This is a genomic window from Streptomyces sp. NPDC107528 (assembly GCF_055639295.1).
Window position 1 is genome coordinate 1 of the sequence record NZ_JBVKAV010000017.1, and the last position, 12960, is coordinate 12960.

The 12960-nt window shown below is 70.0% G+C and carries 12 protein-coding genes and 1 rRNA gene; 4 read left to right on the top strand and 9 right to left on the bottom strand.

The window, feature by feature from the left end; translation table 11 throughout:
• A 5S ribosomal RNA gene (gene rrf / locus ACZ7L5_RS40670) occupies positions 1-95 on the top strand; the annotation flags it as partial.
• Between the two features lie 53 nt (positions 96-148).
• On the opposite strand, the gene ACZ7L5_RS40675 is transcribed toward rrf, so the two are convergent.
• A complete protein-coding gene (locus tag ACZ7L5_RS40675) occupies positions 149-829 on the bottom strand; it encodes a response regulator transcription factor (protein ID WP_365067645.1) in 681 nt (226 codons plus the stop codon).
• Positions 826-2067, bottom strand: coding sequence for a sensor histidine kinase (locus ACZ7L5_RS40680; protein ID WP_471523621.1), 1242 nt, complete (start codon positions 2065-2067; stop codon positions 826-828). Before ACZ7L5_RS40680 ends, ACZ7L5_RS40675 begins: the two co-directional genes overlap by 4 nt.
• Positions 2068-2161: 94 nt before the next feature.
• Between ACZ7L5_RS40680 and ACZ7L5_RS40685 the strand changes: the two genes are divergently transcribed.
• On the top strand, positions 2162-2737 hold the full coding sequence (locus ACZ7L5_RS40685; protein ID WP_471523624.1) for a GNAT family N-acetyltransferase: 576 nt from the start codon (positions 2162-2164) through the stop codon (positions 2735-2737).
• Between the two features lie 82 nt (positions 2738-2819).
• On the opposite strand, the gene ACZ7L5_RS40690 is transcribed toward ACZ7L5_RS40685, so the two are convergent.
• The 7 genes from ACZ7L5_RS40690 to ACZ7L5_RS40720 all read right to left on the bottom strand — a co-directional run bounded on the left by ACZ7L5_RS40690 (position 2820) and on the right by ACZ7L5_RS40720 (position 11098).
• On the bottom strand, positions 2820-4412 hold the full coding sequence (locus ACZ7L5_RS40690; RefSeq protein ID WP_471523626.1) for a type IV secretory system conjugative DNA transfer family protein: 1593 nt from the start codon (positions 4410-4412) through the stop codon (positions 2820-2822).
• A gap of 8 nt (positions 4413-4420) precedes the next feature.
• A complete protein-coding gene (locus tag ACZ7L5_RS40695; RefSeq protein ID WP_328880720.1) occupies positions 4421-5836 on the bottom strand; it encodes an ATP-binding protein in 1416 nt (471 codons plus the stop codon).
• 6 nt (positions 5837-5842) lie between these two features.
• Positions 5843-7399, bottom strand: coding sequence for an SCO6880 family protein (locus ACZ7L5_RS40700; protein WP_328880721.1), 1557 nt, complete (start codon positions 7397-7399; stop codon positions 5843-5845).
• Positions 7396-8724, bottom strand: a complete 1329-nt coding sequence (locus ACZ7L5_RS40705; protein WP_471523629.1) for a hypothetical protein — start codon at positions 8722-8724, stop codon at positions 7396-7398. The genes ACZ7L5_RS40700 and ACZ7L5_RS40705 overlap by 4 nt, the downstream gene beginning before the upstream one ends.
• Positions 8714-9544: a DUF8175 domain-containg protein gene (locus tag ACZ7L5_RS40710; protein ID WP_471523631.1), complete on the bottom strand. Its 831-nt coding sequence runs from the start codon at positions 9542-9544 to the stop codon at positions 8714-8716. The genes ACZ7L5_RS40705 and ACZ7L5_RS40710 overlap by 11 nt, the downstream gene beginning before the upstream one ends.
• Positions 9545-9777: 233 nt before the next feature.
• Positions 9778-10086, bottom strand: coding sequence for a hypothetical protein (locus ACZ7L5_RS40715; protein ID WP_123996587.1), 309 nt, complete (start codon positions 10084-10086; stop codon positions 9778-9780).
• 409 nt (positions 10087-10495) lie between these two features.
• A complete protein-coding gene (locus tag ACZ7L5_RS40720; RefSeq protein ID WP_471523633.1) occupies positions 10496-11098 on the bottom strand; it encodes a TetR/AcrR family transcriptional regulator in 603 nt (200 codons plus the stop codon).
• Positions 11099-11188: 90 nt separating this feature from the next.
• Here ACZ7L5_RS40720 and ACZ7L5_RS40725 point away from each other — a divergent pair, with 90 nt between their 5' ends.
• Both ACZ7L5_RS40725 and ACZ7L5_RS40730 read left to right on the top strand, forming a co-directional pair.
• A complete protein-coding gene (locus ACZ7L5_RS40725) occupies positions 11189-12118 on the top strand; it encodes an oxidoreductase (RefSeq protein ID WP_471523635.1) in 930 nt (309 codons plus the stop codon).
• 82 nt (positions 12119-12200) lie between these two features.
• On the top strand, positions 12201-12959 hold the full coding sequence (locus ACZ7L5_RS40730) for a PIG-L family deacetylase (protein ID WP_471523637.1): 759 nt from the start codon (positions 12201-12203) through the stop codon (positions 12957-12959).
• Position 12960 lies beyond the last annotated feature (1 nt).

Below are 12960 nucleotides of genomic sequence, written 5' to 3' on the forward strand. Positions count from 1 at the left end.
AAACGCCCGGTTACATTCCGAACCCGGAAGCTAAGCCTTACAGCGCCGATGGTACTGCAGGGGGGACCCTGTGGGAGAGTAGGACGCCGCCGAACAAATTGTGAGAAAGGCCCACACCATATGGTGTGGGCCTTTCTGCGTTTCTGGCTCAGGACGGCTGCACTAGTCCCGTGTCGTACGCCAGAATCACCGCCTGAATTCGATCCCGTGAGCCGGTCTTCGCGAGGACGCGGCCCACGTGGGTCTTTACCGTCGACTCGGCCAGGTGGAGGCGGGTGGCTATCTCCGTGTTGGTCCAGCCCTTTCCGATCACCGAGAGGATCTCGCGTTCGCGGTCGGTGAGGGGAGAGAGACGAGGGTGCTCCAGGGGCGACGCTTCCTGGCCGTCGGCGCGGCCTTGCATCGGAAGGTGGTGGGCGTACGCGTCGAGCAGGCGGCGGGTCAGACTCGGGGCGACGACCGCGTCGCCGGTGGCGACCGCGCGGATGCCGGAGAGGAGTTCCTCCGGCTGGGCGTCCTTGACGAGGAAGCCGGAGGCGCCTGCGCGGAGGCCGGCGTAGGCGTACTCGTCGAGGTCGAAGGTGGTGAGGATCAGCACCCTGGTGCGGTCGCCGGTGGTGGTGATGCGGCGGGTGGCCTCGATGCCGTCCAGGCCGGGCATGCGGACGTCCATGAGGATCACGTCGGGGTGTAGTTCCGCTGTCATGCGGATCGCCTCGCTGCCGTTGGCGGCTTCGCCCACCACCGTCATGTCGTCCTGGCTTTCGAGGAGCATTCGGAAGCCGAAGCGCTGGAGGGGCTGGTCGTCGGCTATGAGGACGGTGGTCACTGCGGGGATTCCTCCGGGAGATGCAGGTGGACTCGCCAGCCCTGCTCGGGGTGCGGACGGGGGCCGACCTCAAGTGTGCCGCCGTACAGGGCCGTTCGCTCACGCATTCCGGGCAGACCGCGGCCGCCCGTGGGTTCAGCGGGGCCCCCGCTGCCGGTGTCGGTCACGATTGCGGTGACGGCGCCCTTCTCCTCGTACGAGAGCTCTATGCGTGCCGTGGTTTCGGGGCCGCCGTGTTTGAGGGTGTTGGTGAGGGCTTCCTGGATGACGCGGTAGACGGTGAGTTGGCGGCCCGGGGGGAGGTTGGGGGTGCCGTGGGTCGTGGTGTGGACGGGGAGGCCTGCGGCGCGTACGCCGTCGAGGAGTTGGGTCAGGTCGGTGAGGGTGGGTTGGGGGGTCAGCTCCGGGTGGGGTGCGCGGGGGTGTTCGTCGTCGCGCAGGACGTCGAGGAGGCGGCGTAGTTCGGCCAGGGCCTGGCGGCTGGTGGTGGCTATGGCGTGGAGGGCCTGGGTGGCGCGTTCCGGGGACTTGGCGGCCGCGTATTTGCCGCCGTCGGCCAGGCCGGTGATGACGGAGAGGTTGTGGCCGATGATGTCGTGCATCTCGCGGGCGATACGGGATCGTTCGGCCGCGGCGGCGAGCTGGGCCTGCTGGTCGCGCTCGATCTCCAGGCGGCGGGCGCGGTCCTCCAGGGCCTCGGTGTGGTCGCGGCGGGTGCGGACCGTGATGCCGATGGCTACCGCTACGGCGATGGACATCAGGACCGGGACGATGTCCTTGTCCGGGGTTCCCTGCGGGTGACGGGCCGCCATCACGGCGACGGGCGTGGTGATCAGGGCCGTCGCCCACCAGAGGTTGCGGGGAGGGCGGCGCAGGGCGATGTGGAAGACGACGAGGAGTTGGAGCAGCACTGCTTGGAGGGCGGTGCCGGTCCAGGCGTTGACCAGGGCGAACGGTGCGATGGCCAGGAGTACGGCGCGGGGGTGGGTGCGTCGCATGAGGAGAGGGACGGAGAGGCCGAGGCTGAGGGTGAGGACGAGCCAGCCGGGGTTGTCGCGGTCGCGGGCCACGTTGAGCCAGCCGTCGCCGTAGTAGTCGATCAGGGCCGCCGTCACCCAGAAGCCGGTCAGGTGCAGGTCCCAGACGAGCGGGTGGCGTCCGTCGAAGGCACGTACGCGTCGGCTGACGCGCTGGATGTGCTGGGTGAGGGGTTCCGTCGTCGCTCGCTCGTGCGTCACGGGTTCATCCTCCGGGGTCCGGTGGTGGCCGGCACAGGGCCCTGGGCAGGAATCCGGGTGAGCGATGTCGTACCCGGGTACTACGGTGGCGACCATGAGCACCACGAACCCCGGGGCCTACGTCATCCGGTCCATACATGCCGAGGAGTGGCCCGCCGCCAAGGAGTTGCGGCTCGCCGCGCTGCAGGACCCCGTCGCGCCGCTCGCGTTCCTGGAGACGTACGAGCAGGCCGTCGCCCGGCCCGACTCCTTCTGGCAGGAGCGGGCCGCTGGGGCCTGCGAGGGGGCCGACGGGGCGCAGCAGATCATCGCCGAAGGGCCGGACGGGGTCTGGGTCGGGACGTTGACCGTGCTGGTCGAGGAGCCGGGGACGACCGACTGGGCCGGGTTCCCGGTGGAGCGGAAGCAGGGGCATGTCGTCGCCGTGTTCGTACGGCCGGAGGAGCGGGGGAGCGGGTTGACCGACGTGCTCTTCGACGCCGGCCTGGAGTGGGCGTGGTCGCGGGGCGCGGAGCGGGTGCGGCTCATCGTGCACGAGGAGAACGGGCGGGCGCAGAGGTTCTACCGGAAGGTGGGGTTCGAGCCGAGTGGCGTGACCGTGCCGCTGGGTGAGGGGGAGGCGGAGGCGGAGGTCGAGTTGGAGTTGGAGTTCGTCATCGAGCGGCCGTAGGGGGCCGGGTTCGGTGATCGGTACGCCTGCACCGGGAGTTCGGCCCGGGAGTTCGGCCCGGGAGTTCGGGCCGGGAGTTCGGCTACACCGGGAGGTCGTCGTGGGGCCAGCGGGAGCGCGCCTGTTCCCGGGACCGGAGCAGGGCCAGGGTCGGCATACCCCGGTCCGCTCCGGTGGCCAGCAGCTCCGGAAGCTGGGGAAGTGGAGCCACGGCGGCGACGTCGTCCAGGACGAGCGTCATTGGTGGGTCGAGGCGACCGGAGGATGACCGTTCGGCCATGCGCCGGCCGCGCTCGACCACGCTTGCGGCGAGGGCCGTCAGGAGTGGCATGGCGCCGGGGTTGGCTCGGGGATCCTCGATGGATTCACCCACCACATAAAGCGTGCCCCCTTCGTGGACGAAGGAATCCAAGGTGAGGGCATCAGTTCGGTTTGGAGTGCAGGACTCGCGGATGTTGACCGTGGAGAGGGCGGAGAGCGTCCTCGTCGTCAACTCCTGGGCCATGTCCCGCCGTTCGGGGTGGGCGGTGAGCGCGGCTTCGAGCTCGCCTGCCGCGCCCGGGGCCGCCTTCGGGTTCGTGCGCAGGATGCGTACGGCGTCCTGGATCTGTGTGCCCTGGGACCAGCGGTGGACGTGGCGGACGGTGCGGCCGTCGATGGCAGCGGCGTGCAGGTAGCTGCGCAGCAGCGTTTCGGCGGTGTCGCTGACCGCTTGGTCGAGGCGGGAGGTGGGGCGGACCGGCGTCAGGAGCGCGGTCGCTCTTGAGACCGCTGTCTGCTTGTCCTCGCAGCCCGTTGTGGGGGACCAGTGGAGGCGGGCCGGGGTGTCGCAGAGGTGGGTGGGGTCGTAGAGGAGGACCGGGCCGAGCTTCGCGCGGGCGTCCTTCGAGTCCTGCCAGACCGCGGGGTTCGACGCGACCACGAGCGCGGGGCCTTCCGCGTCGCGTACCGCTTGGGTCGCGGTGGCTTGCCGGCTTTCCCTCGGGGCCAGGTGGATCCTTTCCCACGTGCCCGCTCGCTCGGTGAGCAGTGCGGTGTGGGGTGCGGCATCGGGTGCGGCCGCTCCTTCGCTGCGTGCAGTTGTCTCCGAGGCTGCCGACGCCGTTGCTGTTGTCGCTGCCGCCATCGGCACCGCGGCCATCGGCTCCGCTTCCGTCCGCGGGGCGGGCACGTCGCCGCGTACCGGTGCTGGAGCGGGCTCAGGGGCCGGTGAGAAGCCGGGCTGTACCGCGCTGTCCGTCTTCTCCGCCCCGGCTGTCTGCTCGGCAGCCTCCGCCTTGCCCGTGCGCCGCGCCGCCCTGACTGCCCGCCAGCGTGCCACCGTCCCCAGCACGAACACGGTCAGTACGACCAGGACCATCAACTGGCCGATGAACAGCCCCCAGAACAGCCCGTACCCCGACAGCTGTCCGTCCGGTGTCTCCGGCCACGCGCCCGGGATGTCGTGGGGCTGGGCGACCAGGGAGCGCATGGCCAGGGGCGTGCGGGTGAAGGTGACGCCGGAGGGCCAGGAGCCGTGCGCGAACAGGCCCGCCAGGCCCGTCGCCGTCCAGACCAGCAGTGTCATGCCCAGGAGGAAGGCGAGCAGGCCGATCAGCAGGCCGTCGGGGATGCCTCCCTGACTGCCTCCGCTGTCCCGGGTGTACCGGTATTCCCGACGGTCGTCCGGTCTCACGCTGCCCCCTACGCCACCGTCGATTCGGAGTCGCCAAGGTGTTGCTCCACGAAGGCCGCCGCCCGTTCCTCCGCCTCCAGCTCGGCGGCGCGCAGGGCGTCGTCGGTCAAGTCGCGGTCGGCGGACGACTCGGTCATCGCGCGGTCGGTGAAGACCAGTGGGCGTTCGGTCTCGGTGATCAGGTGTTTGACCACTTGGACGTTGCCGTTGACATCCCACACCGCGATGCCGGGGGTGAGACTGGGGATGATCTCCACGGCCCAGCGCGGCAGGCCGAGCACCCGGCCCGTCGCCCTCGCCTCGTCGGCTTTCTGGGCGTAGATCGTCCTGGTCGAGGCCATTTTCAGGATCGCGGCGGCCTCCTTCGCCGCAGCTCCGTCGACGACGTCGGACAGGTGGTGGACGACCGCGACGAAGGAGAGACCCAGCCGTCGGCCGAACTTCAGCAGGCGCTGGAAGAGCTGGGCCACGAACGGGCTGTTGATGATGTGCCAGGCCTCCTCGACCAGGAAGATGCGCTTCTTCCGGTCGGGGCGGATCCAGGTGTGCTCCAGCCAAACGCCGACGATCGCCATCAGGATCGGCATGGCGATCGAGTTGCGGTCGATGTGGGACAAATCGAACACAATGAGCGGCGCGTCGAGGTCGATGCCAACCGTCGTGGGGCCGTCGAACATGCCCCTCAGGTCACCGTCGACCAGACGGTCCAGGACCAGAGCGACGTCCAGGCCCCATGCCCGTACGTCGTCTATGGCGACGTTCATCGCCTCGGCCGACTCCGGCTTGGGGTGCCGTAGCTGCTCGACGATGTCGGTGAGGACCGGCTGGCGTTCGACGATGGTCTCGTTGACGTAGGCGTGCGCGACCTTCAGGGCGAAGCCCGAGCGCTCGTCGAGGCCGTGTCCCATCGCGACCTCGATGATCGTGCGGAGCAGGGCCAGCTGGCCCGTCGTCGTGATCGCGGGGTCGAGCGGGTTGAGTCGGATGCCCATGTCCAGGGCGGCCGTCGGGTCCAGGCGGATGGGGGTTATCCCCAACTCCTGCGCGATGAGGTTCCACTCGCCGACGCCGTCCTCGCCCTGGGCGTCGAGGACGACGACCTGGCGGTCCCGGAAACGCAGCTGGCGCAGGACGTACGTCTTCTCCAGCGCCGACTTGCCGTTGCCGGACTCGCCGAGGACCAGCCAGTGCGGGGCCGGGAGCTGCTGGCCGTAGAGCTGGAAGGGGTCGTAGATGTAGCCCTTTCCGGAGTAGACCTCGCGGCCGATGATGACGCCCGAGTCGCCGAGGCCGGGGGCGGCGGTCGGGAGGTAGACCGCCTGGGCCTGGCCCGTCGACGTGCGCACCGGCAGCCGCGTCGTCTCGACCTTCCCGAAGAGGAAGGACGTGAAGGCGTCGGTGAGGACGGACAGCGGGTCCCGCATCAGGTCCTACCTCCGAATGCCGGTGGCGAAGGGGAGTGTGTTGACGAATGCCCGGTGGTGCTCGCGGTCGCACCACTCCAGCTTCAGATACGACTTTCCGGCCGACGCCCGGATGGTCCTCTTGTCCCGGGCCAGGGACTCGGGGGAACGCGAGGAGACGGTGATGTAGCCGACCAGGTTGACGCCGGCGGCGCCGCTCGCGAGGTCTTCTCCTCGCTGGTCGAGGCGGTTGTGGGCGGCGATGTCGCGCGGGTCGACGGTCCGGTTCATCTTGGCGGCGCGGCTGGCCTCCGCCTCGTCGTTGGTCTTCTCGGTGAGCATGCGTTCGATGGCGACCTCGGTGGGTTCGAGGTCCATCGTCACGGCGACCGTCCGGATGACGTCCGGGGTGTGGACGAGCAGCGGGGCCAGGAAGTTGACGCCCACTGGGGTCATCGGCCACTCCTTCACCCAGGCCGTGGCGTGGCACCAGGGCGCGCGGGTGGAGGACTCCCGGGTCTTCGCCTGGAGGAACGTCGGTTCCATGGCGTCCAGTTCGGCCGGCCAGGCGTTGCGCTTCGTCATCGCCTGGATGTGGTCGATCGGGTGGTCCGGGTCGTACATGGAGTGGATGAGCGAGGCCAGGCGCCCCTGCCCGAGGGGCTGGCGGACGCGGATGTCGGCCTCCTGGAGGCGCGAGCAGATGTCCGTCAGCTCGCGGGCCATGACGACCGCGAGACCGGAGTCCCGGTCGACCTTGCCGCCGTGCGGGCGGGCCGCGCGGGCCATCGCCTGGGCCTCGGCGGCCAGTTCGCGTGTGAAGTGCATGCAGGCGACGAGGTACGCGCGGTGCTGCTCGCTGCTCGTCGACACCATCGACTGGAGTTGGTCGTACGACTGCTGCAGCCATCCCGGGGCGCGCTCGTCGCCGCGTACGGCGACGTCCTTGGCGTGGGCGTCCGGGTCGGCGGGCAGGGTGCGGGCGAGCATCTGCAGCCGGGTGACGAAACCGTCGCCGTTGGCCACGTGCTTGAGGAGGGTGCCGAAGCGGTCGACAAGGGCTTCCTGGTCCTCGGAGTCGCGCAGGCCGACGCCGGGCCCCTCGATCTCGATCGCGGCCGTGACCGTACGGCGGTCTGCGTGCAGGAGCACGGCGATCTCGTCCGGACCGAAGGGCGCGGCAAGCCAGGTGATGCGGCCGATGCCGGGCGGCGGGCCGACCTCGACCTCACGCCCGTCGAGACCGGTGCCGGCCTCGACGGCGGCGGAGCGGTAGGTGGTGCCCGCGCGCAGGGTGCGCTTGTAGCTGCGGTTGATCTCGAACCACTTGTAGATGGTCCGGTGCTTGTACGGCACGTAGACCGCGCCGAGCGCGAGCAGGGGGAAGCCCATCAGCAGCACGATGCGCAGGGACAGGACGGGGACGAGGAGTCCGCACATCATGCCGAGGAACGCGCCCCCGATGATCAACGCGATCTCGCCGGTCTCGCGGTTGCGGCCGACGATCGCGTTCGGCCGGGCGCGGCCGATCAGATATGTACGGCGGGGCGTGACCGGATGGGACACATGGGACTCGGTCGTCAACGCCCGTCACCTCCTGAACGATTGCTGCTGCGGGTATTGCTGGCGTGGGGGGTGTTCACCGGGCTGCTCGAGCGGGGTGCGGGTGCGGCGGAGGGGACAGATCCGCCGCCGTTCGAGGAGCGCGAACTGTGCGCGGCGACGCCGCCGGAGGCGGGGTTGGAGGGGCGGGCGGAGGAGCTGGACTGGCCCCCGCCGCCCTTGTTGTCCGCGCGGGAGCTGTGGGTCTTGATGCCCTGGGCGACGAGGGTCGCCGGGGAGCTGATGACCGCGGCGGCCTTTCCTTCGGCGCCCCGCATGATGCGGTTGTTGCGGGAGCCGGCGAGCTCGTCGCCGAAGCCGGGGACGAAGCGGTAGATCATCGCGCTCGCGAAGATGGCGAGCAGGATGATGGCCAGGCCGGAGACCACGGCGGAGAAGGCGTTCGGGCCGTCGTCGGCGGACAGGGCGCCGGCCAGGCCGAGCACTATGACGATGACCGGCTTCACGAGGATGACGGCGATCATGATGCCCGCCCAGCGGCGGACGTGGCCCCACAGGTTCTTGTCGACCAGGCCGGCGTAGACGACGGTGCCGAGGAGGGCGCCGACGTAGAGCAGGGCGGCGCGGATGACGAGCTCCAGCCACAGGACGCCGGCGGCGAGGATGGAGACCAGGGACACCACGATCAGCATGATCGGGCCGCCGCCGATGTCCTCGCCCTTCTCCAGGGCGCCGGAGAAGGTACCGAAGAAGGTGTCCGTCTGATCGCCGGTCGTTTTCGCGAGGACGTCCGTGATGCCGTCCGTGGCGGATACGACCGTGTAGAGGATCAGCGGCGTGAACGCGGACGCCAGGACCGTCAGCCAGAGGAAGCCGATCGCCTCGGAGACGGCGGTGCTGAGAGGTACGCCGCGGACGGCTCGCTTGGCCACGGCCAGCAGCCACAGGAGCAGGGTGAGGATCGTGGACGCCGCGAAGACGACGGCGTACTGCTGGAGGAACTTGGTGTTCGTGAAGTCGACGTTCGCGGTCTCCTTCACGGCCTCGCTGAGCTTGTCGACGGTCCAGGCGGCGGCTTCGGCGCAGCCCTTGGCGAGGGAGGAGAGGGGGTCGAGGGTGGAGGTGGGGTCGGTGAGGGGGCTGGATCCGCCGGTGCGGTTGGCTCCGCCGTTGTCTTTTTCGCAGTAGTCCTTGGCGGGGCCGACGATGAGGTCGCAGTTGTCACCCGACGGGGTCGGTGACGGCGTGGGCGCGGCGACGGCACGCGCGGCCAGCAGTACGAGCGTGGTCTGTACGGCGGTGAAGGTCGCGGCGACCTTGAGTACGCGGCGCGGGCTATCGGGCATACGTGAACCCTCCGTACTCCTCGACGGCCTTGGCCATCTCGTCGGCGCTGGACGCCCTGCTGTCCCCGGGGACGGGCGTGGGGCCGTCCTTCTGGGAGAAGCTCTCGACCTTCCAGTCACCGTTGGCCCATCGAAGCTGGAGGGTCATGGTGAACCAGTCGCTGCTAGCCGGATTGGTCGAGCTCTCCCCGGCCATGCCGAACACGCCGGTGCACCACACCTCGACGCTCGCCGCGGAGGCCGAGTAGCTCGTCACTCTGGTGCCGATCGGCACGGTGCGTGAGACGTAGGTGTTGCCCGTCGCCGCGTTGCCGTTCTCGTCCAGGCCGATGTTGCTCAGGAACTCCTTGGAGTAGGCCTTGTCGAGCTTGGCCGCGAGCTCGGCCTGCTTGTCGGCAACGAAGACCTGCTGGACGATCTCGGCCCGGCGGGCCGGCTGGAGGATGTCGGCCGAGACCAGCGTCACCGCATAGTTGGCCGCCGCACTCCCCGCCCCCTGCTCATCATGCGCGAACCCCCCAGGAATCCCCGCCGCCTTGCCCCCCACCGGTCGTGTCCCCGTGGCTGCCGTCGTTGAGGATTTCGGCTTGTTTTCGTCCCCGCTCGCGGAACCGGAGTCGTCGCCTCCACGGTTCGCGAAGGCGATCGCGGCGATGAGGAGGACGACCACACCGACCACGGTGACCAGGCTCCGGGACGACGAACGGCCGCCCCGCCGCGTGCCCCCGTACACGTCACCACCGCTTTCGGGCAGGCGCGTACGGGTCTGACCCGTGCCTCCGTAACCGCCGGAGCCCTCCCGCTCGTCTCCGAGACTCATGCCGCGTACGCCCCCTCGACGTCGGACAACAACACGTTGGAGTACGACGGTAGCCGTGCTGGTTCCCGCATGGGCGCGGTGTGGTGACTCGACATCAGGGAAACGCAACCTCAGCCGGTGGGCACGACGGGTGGGTGGGGGACGACGGGGGCCGGGCGTGCCCGGAGTGGGACGAAGGAGATGGAGGAGATGGAGGGGAAAGAGGGGGCGAGCAATGGGCGCGACTGAGGCGGTTAGACGGCCATGCCGTACACGATCGTGAACAGCGTGCCCAGGGAGCCGATGATGAAGACGCCCGTCAGCCCGGCGATGATGAGACCTTTGCCCTGCTCGGCGCTGAACGTGTCGCGCAGTGCGGTCGCGCCGATGCGCTGTTTGGCCGCCCCCCAGATGGCGAGGCCGAGGCAGAGCAGGATGGCCACCGCCATCACGACCTCGATCATCACCTTCGCCTCGTTGCCCAGGCTGCCGAAGGGGCCCCAGTCCGGAGCGATCCCGCCGATGATGGTGTTGATATCGCCCTTATCGGCCGCAAAGAGCATGTAAGTCACCGCCCCTGTTGGGTAGTTCCGCAGTCCCCTGCGGTGCGCAGAGGTCAGATCTCATTCTCGCCGACAATGGCGCTGTCGTATGTCGACTTGGCGTCATTGATGGGCGGGATTCGTACGAAAACCTCGTACGGTCACTCTGTGTATCACGGCAGGTCACGCCGGGCAACGAGGCCTGAGCGGAACCTGTCGTGTGGCTCCGTCGTTAGCCCTCTTCACGCCGGGTGCCGCTTCTGACGGGTGGTCGGGTGAGGGGTCGTGCCGGTGTGCTGCGGGTGAAGGTTATCGCCGATACCTGAACATCCCTAGGCAGGGTGCCGCGACCGCCCGTGCCTGCCGGGCATGGTGACGGGCGGTCAGTTCTCGGCGACGTCCGCGGTGATCAGCCGGAGGGGCTCGGCCCTCAGCGGGGCCTGAGGCCGTGCAGCAAGTGGTGGACCAAGCCGTCGACCCCGGCCATGGCCACCTCGGGGGTCAGCATGCCGCCGGCGATGAAGGCGGCCATGCCGTGAAGGGCGGCGCCCGTGACGAGGTTGAGTTCCTCCGGGGCGCCCTCGATGATCTCGCCCCGTTGCTGGGCGTCCGCGAGGACCCGGTCGAGGGTGCCGATCGTCTGCTCGACCGCGGCGGCCATCTGCTCCGAGGCGCCCGGCTCGTGCTTGCGGGCGTACATCAGCTCCAGCAGCTCGGCGTTGTCGATGGCGAAGCCGAGGTAGGTCCGGGCCAGGGCGGTGAGGCGCGGCTCCAGGGGGAGCGTCGGGTCGTCGGCCGCGCTCAGGGCCCGGCCGAGCCGCTCGTAGCCGGTCAGCGCCAGGGCGTTGAGCAGGGCCTGCTTGTCCTTGAAGTGCCGGCCGGGGGCGGCGTGGCTGACGCCGACCTCGCGGGCCAGTTCGCGGAGCGAGAGAGCGCCGACGCCCCTTTCACGCAGGGTGCTTTCCGCTGCGGCGAGCAGGGCGGCGCGCAGGTCGCCGTGGTGGTAGGGGCGGCTCTCGGGCATGGGCACCATCGTAGCTTGATGTTGCCGGTGCCATCTTTGTTGGCGCCGTCACCATTGTTGTCATTGACAGCATTGTTGGCGGAGTCTACATTCGTGGGTATGGCTGACAAAACGAAGAAGACGTGGGACGCGACCAGCCTCCCTGACCTGGGCGGCCGCACGGCCGTCGTCACCGGCGCCAACAGCGGCATCGGCCTCACCGCGGCCGACGCGCTGGCCCGTGCCGGCGCGCACGTCGTGTTCGCCGTACGGGACCTCGACCGGGGCCGGGCCGCGGCCGCGACCGTGACCGGCAGTACCGAGGTGCGGCGGCTGGACCTGGCGGATCTCGCATCCGTGCGGGAGTTCGCCGAGGCGTGGCAGGGCCGGCCGCTGGATCTGCTGATCAACAACGCCGGCGTGATGATGCTGCCGCAGCAGCGGACGGCGGACGGCTTCGAGATGCAGTTCGGCACGAACCATCTGGGCCACTTCGCGCTGACGAACCTGCTGCTGCCGTACGTCACCGACCGGGTCGTGACGCTGTCGTCCGGTGCGCACCGGTGGTCCGGTGCGAGGATCCGCTTCGAGGACCTGAACTGGACGTCCGGCTACCACCCGAATGGCGCGTACGCCCAGTCGAAACTGGCGAACCTCCTCTTCACCCTGGAACTCCAGCGCCGCCTGACGGAGTCCGGCTCCCGGGTCCGCGCCCTGGCCGCCCACCCCGGCTATGCCGCCACCAACCTGCAGAGCCACGCCGGAAGTCCGGTGATGCGGGCGTTCATGAGCATCGGCAACAGGGTCTTCGCGCAGGACGACAAGGCGGGTGCGCTGCCGACGCTGTACGCCGCGACTCAGGATCTCCCCGGTGCGAGCTACGTCGGACCCGACGGGCTGGGCGAGCTGCGGGGCGCGCCGACGCTGGTCGGGCGGACGACGGCGGCCAGTGACGCGGAGGTGGCGCGGCGGTTGTGGACGGTGTCGGAGGAACTGACCGGCGTGAGCTCGCCGTTGGGACGGGTTGCCGAGCCGGCTGCCGGGCGGTAGGCAGTGGTGTCGCTGCCGAAGCCGGCGTCAGGCCGGCTGGGCTGCGACCCGGGCGCAGGCCGTATCAGGAGGTGGTCGATCGATGTCGGTGCCGAGCCTGCTCGCGGTCTTCGCCCATCCGGACGACGAGTCCCTCTTCTCGGGCGGAGTCCTCGCCCGGCACGCGGCCGCCGGTGCCCGCACCGCCGTCGTGACGGCGACCTGGACCCCGGACACGCAGCGCGGCGCCGAACTCGCCGAGGCACTGCGGATCCTCGGTGCCGGTGAGCCGCGGATGCTCGGCTATGCCGACGCCGGTGCGCCGCAGTCCGCCCCCGGTCGCCCGCGGCTGTGCGATGCGCCGCGCGACGAGCCGGTGGGGCGGCTGGTCGCTCACATACGGCAGTTCCGGCCGCGGATCGTTCTCACCCATGACGCGTACGGCGGCCTGACCGGGCACCCCGACCATGTGCACACCCACCGCGTGACCACGCTCGCGGTCCAGGAGGCCGGTCTCGAACGGCTCCACCCGGACGCCGGCGCCCCCTGGCAGCCGAGCGCCCTCTACCTGGCCACCCATCCGCACTCGGCGCTTCCCGCCCTGGAGGAACTGGCCCGGGCCGGCAAAGGGATGAACACCGTGCCGGACGAGCGGATCACCGCGACCGTCGACGTGCGCCCCTGGCTGGAGCAGAAGTGGGCGGCTGTACTGGCCCATCGCACCGAGGTGGAGCGAGGGGCGGCGTCCGGGTTGCTGGCCGGTTTCCCGGCGGCCGTACGCGAGCGGATCCTGGCGACCGAGTGGTACATCCGGCAGGAACCGGTCTCCCGCGCGTCGGGCCGCACGGAACTGACCGCCTGAC

Excerpts from the sequence above, each read along its gene's own strand:
- ACZ7L5_RS40705 (WP_471523629.1), bottom strand. The coding sequence starts at position 8,724 with ATGCCCGATAGCCCGCGCCGCGTACTCAAGGTCGCCGCGACCTTCACC.
- ACZ7L5_RS40710 (WP_471523631.1), bottom strand. The coding sequence starts at position 9,544 with ATGAGTCTCGGAGACGAGCGGGAGGGCTCCGGCGGTTACGGAGGCACG.
- ACZ7L5_RS40695 (WP_328880720.1), bottom strand. The coding sequence starts at position 5,836 with ATGCGGGACCCGCTGTCCGTCCTCACCGACGCCTTCACGTCCTTCCTC.
- ACZ7L5_RS40720 (WP_471523633.1), bottom strand. The coding sequence starts at position 11,098 with ATGGTGCCCATGCCCGAGAGCCGCCCCTACCACCACGGCGACCTGCGC.
- ACZ7L5_RS40715 (WP_123996587.1), bottom strand. The coding sequence starts at position 10,086 with ATGCTCTTTGCGGCCGATAAGGGCGATATCAACACCATCATCGGCGGG.
- ACZ7L5_RS40725 (WP_471523635.1), top strand. The coding sequence starts at position 11,189 with ATGGCTGACAAAACGAAGAAGACGTGGGACGCGACCAGCCTCCCTGAC.
- ACZ7L5_RS40685 (WP_471523624.1), top strand. The coding sequence starts at position 2,162 with ATGAGCACCACGAACCCCGGGGCCTACGTCATCCGGTCCATACATGCC.
- ACZ7L5_RS40730 (WP_471523637.1), top strand. The coding sequence starts at position 12,201 with ATGTCGGTGCCGAGCCTGCTCGCGGTCTTCGCCCATCCGGACGACGAG.